The sequence below is a fragment of the Candidatus Bathyarchaeota archaeon genome (genome assembly GCA_026014465.1).
Lineage (GTDB): Archaea > Thermoproteota > Bathyarchaeia > Bathyarchaeales > Bathycorpusculaceae > JADGNF01.
Map to the genome: position 1 here is coordinate 1,511,429 of JAOZID010000010.1, position 17,794 is coordinate 1,529,222.

General features: G+C 49.4%; 17 protein-coding genes. 8 read left to right on the forward strand and 9 right to left on the reverse strand.

Features of this window, described 5'->3' with window-relative positions:
- Positions 1-92: 92 nt before the first annotated feature.
- The 4 genes from prf1 to NWF04_09925 all read right to left on the reverse strand — a co-directional run bounded on the left by prf1 (position 93) and on the right by NWF04_09925 (position 4,808).
- Positions 93-1,370, reverse strand: a complete 1,278-nt coding sequence (gene prf1, locus NWF04_09910) for a peptide chain release factor aRF-1 (GenBank protein MCW4006886.1) — start codon at positions 1,368-1,370, stop codon at positions 93-95.
- Between the two features lie 72 nt (positions 1,371-1,442).
- Positions 1,443-2,414, reverse strand: a complete 972-nt coding sequence (fhcD, locus tag NWF04_09915) for a formylmethanofuran--tetrahydromethanopterin N-formyltransferase (GenBank protein ID MCW4006887.1) — start codon at positions 2,412-2,414, stop codon at positions 1,443-1,445.
- A 153-nt stretch (positions 2,415-2,567) separates the two neighbouring features.
- Positions 2,568-4,331 carry a right-handed parallel beta-helix repeat-containing protein gene (locus NWF04_09920; protein MCW4006888.1) on the reverse strand — a complete coding sequence of 588 codons (1,764 nt, stop codon included), beginning with the start codon at positions 4,329-4,331 and terminating at the stop codon, positions 2,568-2,570.
- Positions 4,332-4,580: 249 nt separating this feature from the next.
- Positions 4,581-4,808 carry a hypothetical protein gene (locus tag NWF04_09925; GenBank protein MCW4006889.1) on the reverse strand — a complete coding sequence of 76 codons (228 nt, stop codon included), beginning with the start codon at positions 4,806-4,808 and terminating at the stop codon, positions 4,581-4,583.
- A 20-nt stretch (positions 4,809-4,828) separates the two neighbouring features.
- Here NWF04_09925 and NWF04_09930 point away from each other — a divergent pair, with 20 nt between their 5' ends.
- Genes NWF04_09930 through NWF04_09960 form a run of 7 tightly spaced genes read left to right on the forward strand, consistent with a single transcriptional unit; the run spans position 4,829 to position 11,314 of the window.
- Positions 4,829-4,990, forward strand: coding sequence for a hypothetical protein (locus tag NWF04_09930; GenBank protein ID MCW4006890.1), 162 nt, complete (start codon positions 4,829-4,831; stop codon positions 4,988-4,990).
- Between the two features lie 46 nt (positions 4,991-5,036).
- On the forward strand, positions 5,037-6,077 hold the full coding sequence (gene dapA / locus NWF04_09935; protein MCW4006891.1) for a 4-hydroxy-tetrahydrodipicolinate synthase: 1,041 nt from the start codon (positions 5,037-5,039) through the stop codon (positions 6,075-6,077).
- A 28-nt stretch (positions 6,078-6,105) separates the two neighbouring features.
- The gene (dapB, locus tag NWF04_09940) at positions 6,106-6,858 is read left to right on the forward strand and encodes a 4-hydroxy-tetrahydrodipicolinate reductase (GenBank protein MCW4006892.1); all 753 of its coding nucleotides are present in this window, start codon (positions 6,106-6,108) and stop codon (positions 6,856-6,858) included.
- A 58-nt stretch (positions 6,859-6,916) separates the two neighbouring features.
- Complete coding sequence (asd, locus tag NWF04_09945; protein ID MCW4006893.1) at positions 6,917-7,975, forward strand: aspartate-semialdehyde dehydrogenase; 1,059 nt, start codon at positions 6,917-6,919, stop codon at positions 7,973-7,975.
- A 52-nt stretch (positions 7,976-8,027) separates the two neighbouring features.
- On the forward strand, positions 8,028-9,308 hold the full coding sequence (gene lysA / locus NWF04_09950) for a diaminopimelate decarboxylase (GenBank protein ID MCW4006894.1): 1,281 nt from the start codon (positions 8,028-8,030) through the stop codon (positions 9,306-9,308).
- The gene (gene dapF, locus NWF04_09955) at positions 9,308-10,132 is read left to right on the forward strand and encodes a diaminopimelate epimerase (protein MCW4006895.1); all 825 of its coding nucleotides are present in this window, start codon (positions 9,308-9,310) and stop codon (positions 10,130-10,132) included. Before lysA ends, dapF begins: the two co-directional genes overlap by 1 nt.
- Before the next feature lie 18 nt (positions 10,133-10,150).
- Entirely contained in the window at positions 10,151-11,314 is a 1,164-nt protein-coding gene (locus NWF04_09960) for an aminotransferase class I/II-fold pyridoxal phosphate-dependent enzyme (GenBank protein MCW4006896.1), read from the forward strand.
- Between the two features lie 43 nt (positions 11,315-11,357).
- On the opposite strand, the gene NWF04_09965 is transcribed toward NWF04_09960, so the two are convergent.
- On the reverse strand, positions 11,358-11,795 hold the full coding sequence (locus NWF04_09965) for a hypothetical protein (protein ID MCW4006897.1): 438 nt from the start codon (positions 11,793-11,795) through the stop codon (positions 11,358-11,360).
- Between NWF04_09965 and NWF04_09970 the strand changes: the two genes are divergently transcribed.
- Positions 11,788-11,943: a hypothetical protein gene (locus NWF04_09970; protein ID MCW4006898.1), complete on the forward strand. Its 156-nt coding sequence runs from the start codon at positions 11,788-11,790 to the stop codon at positions 11,941-11,943. The two genes, NWF04_09965 and NWF04_09970, sit on opposite strands and share 8 nt — an antisense overlap.
- A 424-nt stretch (positions 11,944-12,367) precedes the next feature.
- On the opposite strand, the gene NWF04_09975 is transcribed toward NWF04_09970, so the two are convergent.
- The 4 genes from NWF04_09975 to NWF04_09990 form a co-directional block, all read right to left on the reverse strand.
- A complete protein-coding gene (locus NWF04_09975; GenBank protein MCW4006899.1) occupies positions 12,368-14,968 on the reverse strand; it encodes a PQQ-binding-like beta-propeller repeat protein in 2,601 nt (866 codons plus the stop codon).
- A gap of 136 nt (positions 14,969-15,104) precedes the next feature.
- Positions 15,105-16,013, reverse strand: coding sequence for a hypothetical protein (locus NWF04_09980; protein ID MCW4006900.1), 909 nt, complete (start codon positions 16,011-16,013; stop codon positions 15,105-15,107).
- A gap of 147 nt (positions 16,014-16,160) precedes the next feature.
- Positions 16,161-16,343, reverse strand: coding sequence for a hypothetical protein (locus tag NWF04_09985; GenBank protein MCW4006901.1), 183 nt, complete (start codon positions 16,341-16,343; stop codon positions 16,161-16,163).
- A gap of 42 nt (positions 16,344-16,385) precedes the next feature.
- A complete protein-coding gene (locus NWF04_09990; GenBank protein MCW4006902.1) occupies positions 16,386-17,771 on the reverse strand; it encodes an RtcB family protein in 1,386 nt (461 codons plus the stop codon).
- Between the last annotated feature and the right edge of the window lie 23 nt (positions 17,772-17,794).

Consider the following 17,794-nt stretch of genomic DNA (forward strand, 5'->3'; position numbering starts at 1 on the left):
GATTGCTCTGAACGCAAAATATAGACCCCCTCCCCCTATGGTTTCTGCATACAATTAAAATTTGGATCCTAATAGGTTGGTGAAAAGTGGGGTTAGTTTTGGGTTTTGAATCGTAGGAGTGCTGCTATGCCTCCGAAGGCGTTTTTGAGCATTTGTCCTTCTTCGGTTTCGCCGCTAATGACTTCTACGTCGGTGTTGCTGTATTCGGCGATTTGGGCTAAATCTTCGACGATGTCTGTTTTTTCTTCTATGGTTAGGCTTGGGGCGGTGCATTTGGGGCAGGGTTTGTTTGACAGTTCTGTTTCAAAGGCTGCTATGTTTGGGTTTTTGACGGTTTGCTGCTCTTGGTATTCGCATGCGCTGCATTTGATTTTGACGCGCGTAAACTCTACTCCTTCTGAAAGCAGCAACGTGCGCACTGCGCCTGACTCCAAAGCTCTTCGAACCTCAGCTTCTCCATACGTAACAAACCCACTATCACGCCCAACTTCATAGAGGAACTTTTGCATAATCTGCTTCTCTTCGATGTAGCGGACTTTACGCATAATCTCGGGTGCTTTTTCTACGACCTCTTTTACGCCTTGCTCTTCAACGTACGCGGTATCTACGACCTCTAGAATTTTGTTTTTGAGTTGGTAGTTGAGGTATTCGCCTTTTTGGAAGTCGTATTTGGTTGGTCCTGGTCCTCCTAGGATGATGCCTTTGAGGGTGTCGATGTTTAGGAAGATTTCGTTGGCGTTTTCTCCTACGCGGTCAAAGTATTCGTTAAGCTGCATGTCCCGCAATCGTTCGTATCGTCGGGCGGATTGTCCTCCTGCGCGGGTTTTGCCTGCTACGCCTGAGTTCATTTCCCGCACGATGTCTAAGCGTTTGCCTTGCAGTGTGGCTATGGTGGCTTGGGATGCGTCAACAAGGAGTATGCCGTAGGTTTCTTTTGCCCGAAGCATTTCCTGCAGGTGCTCTGTGTGGAAGCGGGAGTCACAGCGGTACAGGAAAATCTTGATGGGTTCTGGCGGTATGATAACGTAGGTTTCCATGCGTTCGGTGCCTGGTCCGCCGCCTTCTTGGGGTAGGGCGCCTGCGAAGATTACGATGCCTTTTTCGCCTGGGTCTTTGAAGAGTTTGAGTTTTTGCTGGACTTTGATGATGGCGTCAAGCACGTTTTTGCGGGTAACGTTGGATTTGATGTTGCTGGCGGTTCCGTATTCTTCGCGCAGCATGTTCACGGCGTCGCTGATTTGTTTGCCTGGCGGCACGTAAATGGTGATAAGTTCAGTGTGGCTGCCCTCTTTGTTGGCTAGGGTATCTAGGGTTTTTCGGAGCCGAAATAGCTCAAGAGAGGACTTTTTGGCGGTGCTCACTTTATTCACTAACTACGCTTTAAGCATAAACTACGCGGGTTCAAATCAAATAAAAGTTCTGGAAAAGAAAGAAGGAAGGGTTTAGGGTGCGCCTATGGCTTCTTTCAAGTATGCCTTGAAAGGTCCTAGTTTGCCGCCGTAGTTGCCTGACGTGATTTTTACTACGCCTGGGACGTTTGCGGCTGCAGCTACTCCTTGTTTCATGCCGTTTTTCACTGCATCAAGTGTCAAACCGTTCATGACAACTTCGTAGACGCAAGTTACGCCGTCGGGAACCACAGAGTCAGGCACAAGGTCTTTGAGAGTGGGGCAGTAGGGGTGGTTGGTTGAGGCTTTTAGTTTGTATTTTAGTGAACCTGCTTTGCTTCCTGCGCGGCAGATGCCTCCGGGGAACTGCATGATGACGTCGGGGGCGTTTTTGCGTATGGCGTCTGCGGCTGCTTCGGCTGCTTTGAGTCCTTCTTCTTGGGTTTTTGCAAATATCATAAAGTTGCCGCCTGCGACTGCGTGTGTGGCACCAAAGCCGTCTTCAACGATAAAGTTGCCTTCCATGACTGGGATTTTCCAGCATCGCCTGCCGCCGACCATGGCTTTCTTTTGGTAGCCATCACCAAAGTACCTTAGGCTGCTGCCTACGTTAAGGGTGCGTTTGCCCTGCAAGCCGTTGAAAGCTGAGGTTGTGGGACAAGTAAGAGTACATTGACCGATACGGTCCATAAGTTGCTGTTTGAGTTCGAAGCGGTCACGGTTGTAAATTTGGATAAGTATTCCAGGTCGTTTGTCAGGAGTCTGGTCTGCTGGAACAGTTCGCTCGATTGCGGCTTCTGCAGTTGCCTCGATAACGCTTGTGGCAAAACCTGTAGTTAAACTTGCGGCGATTTGTGCCCATTTCTCGTTTTGAGCCGTAATGAGAACTCTTCCTGCCCAGAGAGGAAACATTTCGGCGAAAGTGTCTACGATCTGCAAAGTATTCCCCGAGGGAGTTTTCACGTTGAACACTTTCTGTTGTTCGTCGTAGCCTAAAATTTCCAGCTTGATATTGTCGCTTGACATGAGTGAGACCTTTGTGTCTGTTATGTTCGGTCTGATTTAAGAGTTTTCATGACAGACACTGCAGTTTAAATGATTCTATGCGGCGCTTTCTTTGTTTCGAAGCGTCTTTGATGGCGTGGCGGGGCGCAGTTGCCTGTTGGTGGTGGGTGTTTGCTAAAAAGGGGTTTTTGAGTTGGGTTTTTTGTGTTTGTATGCTGTTAAGCCCGCTGCGGTCAAAGCAAGCACTGCAAGAGTTGCCCAGATGGGAAACTCGGGGATAGACGGCGAAGGCGTTGGGCTTGTGGAGGGCTTAATGCTTGGGGTTGGCGATTGGGTAGGCTGCGATGACGGGAGAGGCGAAGTGGGAACAGCTGGAAACGGCAGGGGACTAGTGAGGGGGTAGTGGTCGATGTTGTTTGGGTTTACTTCAAAGAATGTGTCGCCTATGCCTGAGTTGCCGATTTCAGAGGCGTTGGGGTAGCGTGTATAGTAGTCGCTCCAGTAGTTTCCATATGTGCCGTTATCCCACAAGTTAGATTCAGGTCCAAAATACCATGGGTTTGAAATCTGCAGGTTTCCTTTTGTGGCGATGTTGTCTAAAAAGTTGTTGTAGTAGATGAGGTTGTTGTTTGGTTGCGTTTGGCTGCTGCTAAGCTGCATAGCCCACATGCTGTTTTCTTGGAAGGTGTTTTGGAAGATGACGTTGTTGCCGCCCATGTAGATGTAGCTGCCAAAGCTGTTTTGGGCGATGTAATTGTTGGAAACAAGGTTGTCTGCTGAAGAGGCAAGGCTTATACCGCGGTCAAAGCGGGTTATGTTGTTACCGCTAACCTTGCAGTTGTTGGTGCTTAATAGGCTAATGCCCAAAGACGGCAAAATATTCGAGTTAGAACCTGAAAGAAAATTTTGGGTAACAGACACGTTGCTTGACACGCGAAGAGTTATGGCTGCGCCGCCGTTGCTTATGATGGTGTTTTCAGTTACGGTCACATTTGTGCAGGCATCCAAAGAAACGCCAAACCCGTTACCGCTTAGCCTGTTTTGGGTGATTGTTGTGTTTGTTGTAGAATGCAAAATTACTGCCTCACTGTTACCTGAAATGTCCAAGTTCTGCACGATAATGTTGCTGCAGTTTCCCAGCCCAACAAACCCCGCATCCAAAGGAACCGCCCTGTCATGCACGTTAATCCAGTAGTAGATGGGTCTTTCGCGTATTGTGTTGGAGGTGTCTATTTTTTGGTAAAAGTCCGCGTAGGAGTGGTAGCTGATTTCTAAGTTGTTGTTTGCGCTGTTGAGTTGGTTTCCTGTGAGGGTGTTGTTTGCGCAGTAGCCGATGTAGAGGTCGATTTTGTTGTCGGCGAAGGTGTTGTGGAGAATTTGGTTGCTGGTTGACTCTGATTGGAAGAGCATGCCGTACTCGTTAAAGCCCGTTACGCTGTTGCCCTCAATGCGGTTGAGTTGGGAGTTGCTAACCCAAAAACCCGTCTGGAACCCTTCGCTACTTGGAGCAACCACCGTGTTATTCAGAGCCACATTGCCCATCGAGTCCCACAGGTAAATGCCATGAACAAAACCGTCGACGACTAAGTTTTTGACGGTAACGTTTTGTCTTTCGGTGAGGTCTACCCCTCTATCAATGTAACCATACGCCCGAATATAGTGACCCGCACCGTCAATTACGATGTTGTCTTTTTGCACAGCGATTGCCGCAAAAAAGTTGTTTTCACTGCGTACAAGGTCTAGGTCAGCGGTTAACGTGTACAGGTTGCCTTCCCGTTTGATGTTGTCTGTTCCATCGACGCTGCCGTCTGGCAGGATGTTGATGCCTACTGGGGACGTGGATGCCCAATTAATCTGCGCCAAAGCAGGAGCAACCCCAATCAAACCAAAAACAGCAAAGGCAACTAGCAAAACTGTGAGAACCGAGAACTTTTTCATTTAACATTCACTCCCCGCTCGTAAACAACAATAAACAAAAACACTACAGTCACAATAACCCCCGCCATAATCACGATGGAAAACTTTGCGTTGCGGCTGCAACCGCCACTGGGGTTTTTCTTTGCCTCCATACAAAAACTAAAGATAGGCTTGTCCTAAGAGGGTTTTTGTCAGGGTTTCTTGACCTAAAAAAGCAGGCTGCTCTTTATTTTTACGTCAAAATTTCTTGACTAACACGGAGCATACGTTCTAGCTGGTGTTGTCCTTGTTTTCTTGAATTCTTCTTTGTTGTTCAGGCGTAAAAATTTCTTCTTGGCATACGGGGCACTTGAGCATAGCAACGTCTTTTATTACTGCGCCGTCGAATTCAAAATCGCCTTTAATCTCTAAATACTCCACACAGCACGTGGGGCACAGTAGCGCGCCTGCTTTTACGGTTTCTGTTGGGGTTTGGCGGCTTTGGCTGTGGCTTTTCATTTTGCTCACTCAAAACAAGTTTGGCGGCGCTAATAAACATCTGCTGCTCTTGGGCATGGTCTGCATTGCTTGCGGAAACAGGTGTTTTGCGGAAAAATCCTGTATCAGTAGGTTTTACCCTTTTTGCAGGTGGTAAAAATACGGAAAACGTAACAGAATTTAAAGAAAACGGAAAACCTTAAATAATCACCCCGATAACTTCTATTTGCTCTATAGGAGACCATCAAAATGACACATTTCAGTGGATGCTACACCGCCCTTGTAACCCCCATACTTGCAAACCGAGAATTAGACTACGAGGGCCTGCGCAGATTAGTTGAATTCCAAATAAACGAAGGCGTCAGCGGTATACTCGCCTGCGGCACTACTGGCGAAAGCGCCACTTTAGACTGGAACGAACATAACAAAGTCACAGAAAAAATAAACGAGTACGTCGGAGACGACGGATTAACCATGGCGGGAACGGGTAGCAACAGCACCCAAGAAGCCATCGAAGGCACCCTGCACGCCCAGCACCTAGGCATCAAATGCGTCCTGCTAGTTGACCCCTACTACAATGGTCCTAGCAGCTTAGAAATCCGCAAAGAATACCTAGAGCCCGTAGCAGAGCAGTTCCCCGACATCCAAGTCATCCCCTACGTCATCCCAGGCCGAACAGGCACCCAACTGCTCCCCCAAGACTTAGCCATGCTCCACAAGCAATGCCCAAACAACGTACGCGCCGTAAAAGAAGCAACAGGAAACTTTGAAAACATGCAGCTAACCCGCAAATTCTGCGGAGCCGACTTTGATATCCTCTCAGGCGACGACGAAAAAACCTTCCGCATGATAACCTCCCCTGACATCAAAGCCGCAGGCGCCATATCCGTTACTTCAAACATTGCCCCCCGAGCCGTCTCAGACATGATACGTTTTGCGCGGGAAGGACAAACCGAGCAGGCACAGCAACTCTTTGATGCTTTGCAGCCGCTTTTTGGCTTGGTCACCGTTAAAACCCAAGAACCAACCCCCTACGGCGAAGTGCTAGTTAAGGCACGCAATCCTTTACCCTGCAAGACGCTCATGAACATTTTAGGCATGCCCTCAGGATCCTGCAGGCAACCTCTAGGCAAAATGACCAAAGCAGGCATAGAAGTTGTCTTGCAAGTCGCGCGCACCGTCTACGAGGCTAACCCTGAAATCCTTGAACCCATCGCCGAATACTTTGACGTAAACCTGCAAACCCGATTAAGCGACCCAAAGTACTTGGAGGGTCTTTACTACGATTAAACTATGCATCGCAGGCGCAGCAGGCAGAATGGGCAGAGCCCTCATCAGTGAAGCAACTGCAAAGGGTCATCAAGTCGTGGGTGCCATAGAAGCTCCCGATAACCCCTGCATAGGCAAAAGCCTTAGCGAGTTGGGTATAAGCCACAGCAAAACCTGCATCGTTGGACCTGACCAACTCAAAATGGCTTGCGCAGAAGCCGACGTCTACGTTTCCTTTACTTTACCCCCTGCGGAAATGCGAAACATACCCACCGTCGTGGATATGGGCAAACGTGTCGTTCTTGGAACCACCGGCTTTACCGCCGAGCAAAAAAGCAAAATTGAAAGCTTGCTCTCCAAAGTGCCTTCAGTCTTTGCCCCCAACTACTCCGTAGGCGTAAACATTCTCTTCAAACTCGCCGAAGTCCTCAAAGCCTTCCCCGCCGAGTACACCTGCAGCATAAACGAAATCCACCACACCGCCAAAAAAGACGCCCCCAGCGGAACCGCCCTCAAACTCGGAGAAATCGTCTCAAACGTTCGCGGCTACACCAAAAACGTGTACGGCAGAGAAGGAACCAGCATACGCCAACCCGAAGAACTAGAAATCGCCGCTCTACGCGCAGGCGGCGTCCCTGGAATTCACGATTTAATCGTTGCGGGTCCTTACGAGATGCTTAAAATCCAGCACACCGCGTTCTCGCGAAACTGCCTATCCCAAGGCGCTATCTACGCGGCGGAGTGGGTAAGCAAACAACAAACCCCTGGAGTTTACAGCATGGCAACCGTGCTGGGGCTCTAATCAGAATCAAAGTATTTATCCCAGAAACTAATCAAACTGAAAAAGGAACGCGAAATAAATGTCCTCTAAACGAAAAGTAGCTATATTGGGTGCCACTGGCGCCATTGGTCAAAGGTACATTCAGCTCTTGCAGGAGCATCCGTGGTTTGAAATCTCGGTGCTTGCCGCTTCTGAACGCTCCGCAGGCAAAAAATACAAAGACGCCTGCAACTGGACCATGGAATCCGAACTGCCCCAAGAAATCTCCGATATGACCGTAGCGGACGCCAGTGTAGACTCTGTTGAAGCAACCGGCAATGTTGATTTGGTTTTCAGTTCCCTGCCTGGTGGTCTTGCAGGTCCTGTAGAAGAAGAATTCGCCGCCAAATACCCAGTGTTTAGCAAGGCTTCTGCGCACCGCATGGACGCCGACGTGCCCCTGCTAATCCCCGAAGTTAACCCCGACCACCTCGCAATGGTTCCCGTTCAGCAAAAGAACCGCAACTGGAAGGGCTTTATCACAACTGACCCCAACTGCAGCACCATCCAAATGGCTTTGACGCTAAAGCCGCTTATGCAGTTTGGACTTAGCCAAGTCATGGTCACCACAATGCAGGCTCTTAGCGGCGCAGGCTACCCCGGCGTGCCCTCACTGGACATTCTGGATAACGTTGTGCCCTACATCGGTGGCGAAGAAGAAAAGATGGAAACCGAATCCAACAAAATCTTGGGTTCGTTTAGCGGCAACTCCGTAAACGATGCGGGTTTTGTGGTTAGTGCAAGCTGTAATCGTGTGCATGTCAAGGACGGTCACTTGGAGTCTGTCTTTGTTACGTTGGATAAGAATCCTTCACTGCAAGAAGTTGAGGAAGCGTTTAGAAGCTTTAAGGGTGAACCTCAGCAGCTAAAGTTGCCCAGCGCCCCTCCGCAACCCATTGTCATTCGTGAAGAGCAAAGCCGTCCGCAGCCCCGCTTTGACCGCGGCGCAGGCAAAGGCATGAGCGTAACTGTTGGGCGAATCCGCAAAGACCCCCTCATGACACTCAAATACATGTGCCTAGGACACAACACCATCCGCGGCGGCGCAGGCGCAGGCATCCTAAGCGCAGAACTCGCATTAGCCAAAGGACTAGCCTAAAACCCAACCCACCTTTCTAATGCACACTAACAGGTGAAAAACAGTGAACCCCATTAGTGAACCCCTACAAAACCAAAACGGAAACCTCTACATCGACAACGTCTCAGCAAAGACTCTAGCAGAAAAATATGATACCCCCCTCTATGTGGTTAGCGAAAGCCGTATTCAAAATAATTACCAACGCCTGCACCAGGGGCTTTTGCGTAACTACGGCAAAATCAAGTTGTTCTACGCCATTAAAGCCAACTCCAACCTGAACGTGCTCAAAATTCTAGAATCTCAGGGCGCAAACGTGGATGCCGTAAGCCCTGGCGAGGTTTCTACTGCCCTTAGCTGCGGCTTTACCCCTGAGCGTATATTGTTTACGGGAACCAGCGTACGCACTGATGAGCTCCAGTTCCTTGTGGACTCAAAAGTTACCCTGAACTTGGATTCTCAATCCCAACTGCGCAGGCTCCTAACCATTGCGGTGCCTGAGAGGGTTTCGTTTAGGATTAACCCTGAAGTCGGCGCGGGTCACCATGAGCACTGCATAACTGCGGGCAAGCAATCCAAGTTTGGGATTTGGGAACAAGACGCCCCCCAAGTCTACCAGCAAGCCAAAGACGCGGGCATACAACGTTTTGGCATACACATGCACATAGGCTCAGGCGTGCTCGACGTGAAACCGTTTTTGCAGGCTCTTGAAAAGTTCTTGTCAATTGCCAAGCGCATCCACGACGAAGCAGGCATCACCTTTGAATTCATTGATGTGGGCGGCGGCATAGGTGTACCCTACAAGCCCCAAGAAGAAATCTTAGACCTGCAAGCGTTCTCACAGCAAGTACTGAGTTTATTCAAGACCAAAATCGCAGAGTACGACCTTGGCGAACCCTTTTTTTGCATGGAACCAGGCAGATACATAGTAGCAGACGCCTCCATCCTCCTCACAACAGTTAACACCCTAAAGCCCACGCCATTCAAGACTTTCGCAGGCGTAGACGCAGGCTTTAACACGCTAATGCGCCCCGCAATGTATGGCAGCTACCACCACATCCTCGTCGCCAACAAACTCGACGCGCCCCCAACAGGCAAGTACGACATCGCAGGTCCCATCTGCGAATCAGGCGACCTATTAGCCAAAGACCGCAGCTTGCCCGAGCTTGAAGAAGGCGATTTGCTGGCGGTTCTAAACGCGGGTGCCTACGGCTACAGCATGAGCAGCCCCTACAACACGCGCCCCCGAGCAGCCGAAGTCATGGTAAACAACGGCAAATACAAGCTAATCCGAGAACGCGAACAACTCTCCGACCTAATGCGCGGGCAACCCACTGCTTCGGAGTGGCAACACTGATGAATTTTTGGAAAATGCACGGCTTGGGCAACGACTACATAGTCATCGACAACCGCGACGGCAAAATCAGCGAAGCCAAAGCCGCAAAGATAGCCAAGACGCTGTGTAAGCGTAGGTTTTCTGTAGGCGCGGATGGGTTGTTGCTTGTTTGTGCTTCGCAGACGGCGGATGTTCGCATGCGAATTTTCAACGCGGATGGCAGTGAAGCTGAAATGTGCGGTAACGGCATACGCTGCTTTGCCAAGTACTGCTACGAAACTGGCATCGCCAAGACCTCAGAGTTTGACGTGGAAACTGGTGCAGGCGTAAAGCATGTCTGGCTGACCGTGGAGGACGGCGAGGTCGCCTTGGTTAGGGTAGATATGGGTGCTGCGCGCTGGGAACGCGCCGCGTTGCCAATGCTTGGAGACGGCACCTGCATAAACGAGCCCCTTGAAGTTGACGGGAAAACCTACAACGTAACCTGCCTTTCCATGGGCAACCCCCACTGCGTCCTATTCGTAGACAACACCGACACCTTCCCCGTAGAAACCATAGGTCCATTGATTGAGAACCATAAGGCGTTTCCTAACCGCACCAACGTGGGTTTCATACAAGTCGTAAGCAAGGACGAGGTTAAGGTTCGGGTTTGGGAACGTGGCTGCGGCGAAACCTTAGCGTGCGGAACAGGAACCTGCGCGGCAGTAGCAGCAGCTAACAAGCTTGGCAAAATCCAAAACAAAGTGTCCGCGCACGTGTTGGGCGGCGATTTGCAAGTTGAAGTTGCGGGTACTGTGTTTTTGTGTGGGGCTGCGGCGAAGGTTTTTGAAGGAAGACTGTTCTAGCCTACGGTGTGATTAAGTATGGAGTTTGAGTTTGCAGACCGTGTGAAGCGTCTTCCCCCTTACTTGTTTGCCGAAATTGAACGCCAAATGAACGAGAAAAAAGCGCAGGGCGTAGACCTGATTTCGTTAAGCATTGGCGACCCTGACTTGCCCCCTCCAGATTTTGTCCTTGACACTCTCAAGCAAGAAGCAGGCAACAAGAAAAATCATAATTACTCCTTTAGCCAAGGCGAACCCACTTTCCGCGCTGCTGTTTCGCAGTGGTGCAAAAACCGATTCAACATTGACATGCCCTCTGAACAAGTCGTTGCGATGCTGGGCTCCAAAGAAGGCATAGCAAACATCGCCCGCGCATTCATCAACCCTGGCGACCGCATCCTTGTCCCCGACCCCGCCTACCCCGTATACGCCAACGGCAGCACCATCCTAAACGAAGCCACCGCCGTCCCCATGCCCCTCTTAGCCGAAAACGACTTCAAACCCGACTTCTCCAGCCTTGACCCCAAAGGGGCCAAAATGATGTTTCTCAACTACCCCAACAACCCAACCAGCGCCACCGTCAACACCGCTTTTCTCAAAGAAGCCGTGGATTTCGCCAAAGACAACAACATTATCCTGTGCTATGATAACGCTTACTCTGAAATCACCTACGACGACTACAAAGCTCCCAGCATCTTTGAAGTTGACGGCGCCATGGACGTAGCCATCGAATTCCACTCCCTCTCCAAAACCTTCAACATGACAGGCGACCGCATCGCTTTTGCCGTAGGAAACAAACAGCTCGTTGCAGGTTTAACTAAAGTAAAATCCCAAGTTGACTCAGGACCCCCAGTGTACATCCAAAACACCGCCGCCAAAGCCCTCGCCGTCTACAAACAAGGGCAAACCCCCGAATTCCTCAAAGCCAACAACCAAATCTACAAAGAACGCCGCGACCTACTCGTGCAGACCCTAAACGAAATCGGCTACCCCTGCCAAGCCCCCAAAGCCTCCTTCTACGTCTGGGTAAACTGCAAAGGAGACTCCATAAAATTCGCCAGCAAACTCCTCAACGTCGGCGTCGCCGTCACCCCAGGCATTGGCTTTGGCAAAAACGGAGAAGGCTACACCAGAATAACCTTCACCCAACCCAAAGAGCGCATAAAAGAAGCCTGCCAAAGAATCAAAAGCCTCTACCAATAAGCCGCAGCTGGCACACCCAGTTTTTCTCCTTTTTTTTTGCTTTTTATTTTGTTGGTTTTTCGTTGGAGCCAAAGAGCTTTTTTTCGTAGCGTGATTTGGGTTTGAAGCCGCTGATTTGGTTTCCTGCTTTTTTCTGGCGTTCCAAGTTGAGTATGCGGGCGTAGAGTTTGGAGGCTTTGGTTTTGGAGGGGATTTTGGATTTGAAGGGGCGCACGGGGACGGGGGTGAATGGTTGTGTGATTTCAAGTTTGGCTTTGCGTTTGCGCCGTTCGCGCGGTTTAGCTGGTGGCTGAGGTGTTTTTTTGAAGTAGACGTAGCCTTCTTGGAGGTTGACTTCGTGGACTTCCCAGCATGCGTCTAGCCAGCCTTTTGCGTGGGCGCTGCCTTTTTTGTTGCTCCACCACTCCGTGTTGCGGTACGCTGCCATGGGCAAGTTGCTGCCAATCAGGCCGTCTATACGCGCAAAAGACAGTTTGACCATGCTGGTAAAAGCCGAGCGAAAACGTAGATGCATAGTTAACCCCTCATATTTAGAGCGAACCCGCGGAGAAACCACCCTGCGGGCACAATTCAAACAAAGCATCGCGGTAGGGTCGCCTGTAGCTACATCGGGAGTCATGCAGTCATAGCAGTACAGTTTTTTGCACCGCTCACATTTTCTTAAACGACTAATCGACAGAACACGCTTGCAAATCCCGCATTCATCCTTAAATGCTCTCACCAGCACAAGATGTTTCTAAAACATACTAACCTAATTTTTGAAGAGACTATTAAAATTCACCCTCAAAACTAAGCAAATCCTGCGTGTTAACTGCAGAATTTGAAGTATTTTGTTTTGCTTGGCTGTTTGTGGTCTGTTTTGCTGTGGTCGTTGGCGGCTGGTTTAATGTTTATGGTTGTTGGGTTTGCTGGGGCTTTGACGGTACCAAGAGGGAAGAGAATGAAACTACACGGGACTTAACTACTGACGCAGAAAAACCCGCCAAAGCCCACTCAGCCCCATTTTACTCGTTTTTTGTTTTATAAAAAAGGAAAGGGAGGTGTTTTGTTGGTTTATTGGCGTTTTCTAAGTACTAAGGCTGCTGCGGCTATGACGATTATGATTGCGGCTACTGCTATGGCTATGTAGGTGGTGGTTGGTGTTTCGCTTGTTGGTGGGGGTGCAGTGGAGGGTGCGGGTGATGCTGTTTGTGCTGGTGGTGTTGGTTGGTCTGTTGTTGTTGGTGTTGGTGTTGCAGTGACGCTGGGGTTTGCTGCGTTTGCTTCAGTGACAAAGAAGTACGTTCCTGCTTCGCTGCCGTAGTAAGAGTTGGTGCCTTCAAAGGTGGCTGTTACTGTGTATAGTCCTGGTACTGGGGGTTCCCATGTGATTGCGTAGTTGCCTAAGGAGTCGCTGGTGGTGTAGCCTATGTCTTGGGTGTTGCAGTTGGGGTCAATGGCTGTTAAGTGTACTGTAACGCCTGTTGTGTCAGTGGGTTTTGTGAAATGCTTGTAAACGTAAAGCATCCAGTCGCTCATGCTTTCATCAGAAACCGCTGGGACTCCGTTGGGGAACCGCGCAGTCAACGCGTATTCGCTGGTTCCAGGCGAAATATCCGTCACGGTGCCGCTTATGACTACCTTGTTTCCTAATGCTAAGTCTGTCATGGGGGCATCTACAGTTGTTGCGCTAGGACCTTTTCCTATGGCGTAGACGCGTTGGTCGTAGGTGTCCATTGTAGCTATGATGCTGTCGCCGATAATGGCTCGTCCGCCCCATCGGGTTTGACGGAACATTCCGTCTACTGTCCATACGACGTCTCCGGTTTCTGCGTCAACGCATATGAAGGGTGCGCCGCGGGGTCTGGGGTCAATGGCTGAGTGTTCGTAGTGTCCAACGTAGATTTTGCCGTCGGTTGCAAATAGTGGTCGCAGCCACCAGGTGTTAGCCCAGAGGATTTCGGTGTAGGTGTCGTTGGCTTCGTATTTCCATTTGAGGACGCCTGTTTCGATGTCGTAGCAGTATAGGATTCCGCTTACGCTTGCTGAGTAGAGGTTTCCGTAGGCGATGATTCTGGCTCCAGCTTTGGTGTCGTCAAGAGCGTCTAAGTAGTGCTGTGGCGTAGTTGGTCCCCACATGTACTCGCCTGTTTCCAAGTTAAAGCCATAGTTCTGGCAGGTTTCCTTTGAGAACATAACTCCAACGTTTTCTATTTCACTTCCAGTCATCCACTGGATGGTCTGGTTTCCATCTGCCCAAGCTGCGGGTGCATTCCATTTCTCGTTGTAAAGCACTGTGCCTTCTTTTCCAGCTTCTAAACTCAAAGCCCACATAGTAACATCAGTTGGAGTAATTGATGCTCCTACGACCTTGTTTTCAGGGAAAGTCGCAACGACACTTCCTGGAAGGTTTGTGGGTATGGTTACGTTCCATTGGATTCCTCGTTCAGCGGGGAACACTCGGGGATAAGCTGCTGTGTTTAGGTAGCGTCCCCAACTGCCGTCTTGGCTGCTGCTTGTTTCTTGTGGGTTCACGGTTCTTGTCGAGTTCCAAAGGCTCATCCAGCCGTTTCTTAAGTCAACTGTGTAACGGTAGATTTCGCCTTTTGCGCCGTAAACGTTGCTGCCTGAAGGTACATCTGTAACAGTGTAGGACCAGTCTCCAGTGAATGCGTCAAACGCGTGCCATGTGCTGCCGCTGGTCGCCCAAAGATACGTGTAAACACCGTGCACGTTAAATGCGTCCCAATAGAATGTTTGACCAAACGATAAGCTTAGAACATCACCGTCGGGAGTTACAAGTGGCTTCATCCATAGTTCTTCGCCTGTGTGCAGGTCTACTGCAATAATCTCTTGAGCTTCAATAGGTACACTTCCTCTGCCCTGAGTGTTAATCTTGTTGTAGTAAAGTACGCCATCAATGATTACTGAGTTGATGAATTTTCCTTCGTATGCATCGCCCATCTCCATGGAATGACCATCAAGGTCTCCACCGACCAAGCCGCCCATTTCTAGGGGTCTGGTCCATAGTATGTGTGCGCTTTCAGGTCCGTCGTTGTAGGGAGCGTACAGGTTAGGCGGTGAGGCTACCCAGCTGCCTGCAATAGATGACCATTCTCTGATTTGTGAGTCAATGGGTCGTGTCCAGTATTCTGAGGGCATCGAAAAGCCTGGATATGCTGGCGGCATTTCTTCTTGTACCGTAAGCTCCAGTACGTCGCTGCTACTGCCTAAAAGCAACGTGCCCGCATCTGCCGTGCCTCGTATGGTCGCTATTAGAGGACCTTGGTCAGGACAGTGCGTTTGGAACTTATAGGTGCCAACCATTTCAGGATTGTAAACTGCACCTGTTCCGCCTGTAAGGTCAGTCGTGAATGGTCCCAGGGTTTCTTTGGAACCATCAGGTTTGGTAACTTCTACAGTTAGCCCTGTCCATGGTCCCTGTTCCCAGTTTGAAGCATCAGTTATTCCAACGTGCAACAGTACGTCTTGACCTATACCCGCGGGGTTAGGCAACGCGCCAATGTATGCGTATGTTTGTTTTTGAGCGGTAGCAGCGTTAGTAGTAGGTAAAACGGCAAGTGGCATAGCTATGCAAATCATCAGTAACAACGCGATTGTTCGGTATACTTGTGTTTGATTCTTTAGGTTTTTCGGATAAAATTTGGTAGACATCTAATTTTCTCCGTATTTGGTGGAAGCATCTCGCCGTTTTGGGTACTTAGCATGTTGCGTCCATGTTTCCGACCTGCAAAAAACATAAACCTCAAAAGCCGCAGCGTAAAAGCTGTTTTTCCAAATCTGGCTGTAATTAAAACTGTTTAGCGGTCTCAAGGTTTTTTGCTTGTGCCCATGTGTTGTTAAAGAATGCCTTAGCTAATGAGACTATGCTGGGGTTATTTGACCACAGATGCGGACCTTTTTTCAAATCTGCCGTTGTGTCAAGAGCTACGCAAACTGTGGTGTTGTCAAAAATCGTTACTGCTGCAGATGGTTGGTTTGGAAGGGTTTTTAGTTTAAGGCGTGAGGGTTTTTTGAATGCTGCATTTGCTGCCCAGTTGGGAAAAAGCGTTTGCGGCGGTTTTTCCAGTATGAACCGTATGTTTATCGCGTTTTTGAGGATTTTTTCTATTTGGGATTCAAACAAAACCAGTTGTCTGAACCTGTTCCATGTGGTGACGCATTCTATGCTTTCCTGAACATTTTCAAGGGCGCTCTCGTATTTTTTGCCGCGGTCGTTTTCTGAGATAACTCCTAAGCAGCATTCGTTAGCACGAGTTGTTGAGTTCGGCGCAAGCATGCCAAATTTTTTTATGACCCCTCTTGTTTTTTGCCGCGTAATTTTAAGCTCGTTTGCCTTTTTCTCCAGCAGCATCTTTAGGGCTTCATCAACAGGGGTTGGTGTAAAAGTTGTTGGAGCCGTAACTTTTCTTTGGACTAACCCTATTTCTTGCAGGCTGTCTAATATGCGGTAAATCTCTTGACGGTTTACTAAAGACAGTTTTGCTACGGCGTTAGCTTTGTTGTCGCCTATTTTCAGTAACGCAAGATAGACTCTGGCTTGCCGCCCAGTTAATCCTAAGGACATTAAAGTTTCTATATCCTCAATGCTGCCCATGCTTGCTACTTTTTTGTGGTTCTTCTGATGATTAACCGAAAAACCTGCTTCTACAGCGCCTTGGCTCCTGTTAGGTTGACCGACCTTAGAAGCTTCCTGCATACAATGCCCCCTTTCCGCTATTAGCTTCTATCAATATTTAAGATTTTGCTGAAAAACTGGTGACAACGCGTCGTAACAAAAATACATGTGATTACTTTATGCGCGCCATCACGCCCTTGGCCGTCTGCAGCAGCTCACTTTGCCCTTCTAGTACGTTATGTTCCCGACCCTTTTGAAGAGCAGGTTTGCTATGACCGCAACTATGACGTCGGCGATTATCCACTCCATGGTTGAAAGAACCCCTAAAATGCCCAGAACCGTGAAAACCGCAAGCAAGGCTATAGCAACTGCGCCGATAAGTTTTCTTGTCCTCAAAGCATCACTTGACATCCTACTTCGCCTCTGCTGTACTATATGGATGACCCGCTCTTTTTAACCTTTGACTACCCCTATGGGAACAAGCCGCGCAACCTTGGTGGCTATGCCGACTTTGTCGCTAACCTCTGCCACGGCATCCACGTTCTTGTATGCTCCATCTGCTTCTTCAGCTAAAACCAACGCGCTCGCTGCCCGAACCGCAATTCCCCTTTTTTCCATCGCGGTTTTTATATCACCGCCCCAGAACCTGCGTTTTGCTGCTGCCCTGCTCATCATGCGTCCTGCGCCGTGTGCTGTGGAGCCAAAGCTTAGCTGCATGGATTTTTTTGTGCCAACCAGCACCCAAGAGCTTGTGCCCATGCTGCCGGGGATAAGAACTGGCTGCCCGTAAGGCTGATAATCTTGAGGGATTTCAGGGTGATTAGGCGGGAAAGCTCGGGTCGCGCCTTTTCGGTGCACCCAAACCTTCCTGTTGACGCCATCAACATCATGGGTTTCAGTTTTGGCGATGTTATGTGCCACATCGTAAACCAGTTTCAACCCAAGTTTTTCAGCATCTTGCTTGTAGACCTGCTGGAAGCTTTGCCTAACCCAGTGCATAATAGCTTGACGGTTACAAAACGCGTAATTCACTGCGCACGCCATGGCTTGAACGTAATCTTGGGCTTCGTTGCTGCTTCCTGGCGCACAGGCTAACTCGCGGTCAGGCAAATCCATCTTGTACTTGTGCACGGCGCGTTCCATGACTTTAAGATAGTCACTGCAGACTTGGTGTCCGTAGCCGCGTGAACCACAATGAATCGTCACCGTAACCTGCCCCTCATGGGTCAAACCAAGCGCCTTCGCCGTATCGGGATTGAAGATTTTGTCTACTTTTTGGATTTCCAAGAAATGATTTCCTGAGCCCAGAGTGCCTAGCTGGTTGAGTCCTCTTTTTTTGGCGGTGTGGGAGACTTTGTCGGGGTTGGCATTTTTCATATGCCCTGACTCTTCGCAGTGCTTTGCATCTTCAGGCCAGCCCATGCCCTTCTCTATAAGCCACTGTACACCCTCTGTGGCGACGCGGTCTTGATCAACAGGGCTTACCCTAAAGTCTTTGCGGCTGCTACCCAAACCCGAAGGAACATTATCAAAAATCGCGTTAGTCAAATCATGTAGTTTGGGGCGTACATCCTCTTCTGACAAGTTCGTGGACAACAGGCGCACGCCACAGTTAATATCATAACCCACTCCGCCAGGGCTAATTACACCCTCATCATAATCCGTTGCAGCAACGCCTCCAATAGGAAACCCATAACCTTCATGCCCATCAGGCAACGTTATGGCGTTCTTGTAAATCCCCGGCAAATACGTAACATTAGCACACTGATTCAACGTACGGTCAGTTAACATCTTCTCCATCAAAGCATCATCCGCGTAAACAACACCTGGAACCTTCATACCCTGCTTAAACTGCGGAATAC

Bases quoted from the DNA above. Each gene is read 5' to 3' on its own strand.
- NWF04_09960 (MCW4006896.1), top strand. From the start codon at position 10,151: ATGGAGTTTGAGTTTGCAGACCGTGTGAAGCGTCTTCCCCCTTACTTG.
- NWF04_09980 (MCW4006900.1), bottom strand. From the start codon at position 16,013: ATGCAGGAAGCTTCTAAGGTCGGTCAACCTAACAGGAGCCAAGGCGCT.
- NWF04_09990 (MCW4006902.1), bottom strand. From the start codon at position 17,771: ATGAAGGTTCCAGGTGTTGTTTACGCGGATGATGCTTTGATGGAGAAG.
- fhcD (MCW4006887.1), bottom strand. From the start codon at position 2,414: ATGTCAAGCGACAATATCAAGCTGGAAATTTTAGGCTACGACGAACAA.
- NWF04_09925 (MCW4006889.1), bottom strand. From the start codon at position 4,808: ATGAAAAGCCACAGCCAAAGCCGCCAAACCCCAACAGAAACCGTAAAA.
- NWF04_09975 (MCW4006899.1), bottom strand. From the start codon at position 14,968: ATGTCTACCAAATTTTATCCGAAAAACCTAAAGAATCAAACACAAGTA.
- dapF (MCW4006895.1), top strand. From the start codon at position 9,308: ATGAATTTTTGGAAAATGCACGGCTTGGGCAACGACTACATAGTCATC.
- NWF04_09965 (MCW4006897.1), bottom strand. From the start codon at position 11,795: ATGGTCAAACTGTCTTTTGCGCGTATAGACGGCCTGATTGGCAGCAAC.
- dapA (MCW4006891.1), top strand. From the start codon at position 5,037: ATGACACATTTCAGTGGATGCTACACCGCCCTTGTAACCCCCATACTT.
- NWF04_09985 (MCW4006901.1), bottom strand. From the start codon at position 16,343: ATGTCAAGTGATGCTTTGAGGACAAGAAAACTTATCGGCGCAGTTGCT.
- asd (MCW4006893.1), top strand. From the start codon at position 6,917: ATGTCCTCTAAACGAAAAGTAGCTATATTGGGTGCCACTGGCGCCATT.
- NWF04_09920 (MCW4006888.1), bottom strand. From the start codon at position 4,331: ATGAAAAAGTTCTCGGTTCTCACAGTTTTGCTAGTTGCCTTTGCTGTT.
- dapB (MCW4006892.1), top strand. From the start codon at position 6,106: ATGGGCAGAGCCCTCATCAGTGAAGCAACTGCAAAGGGTCATCAAGTC.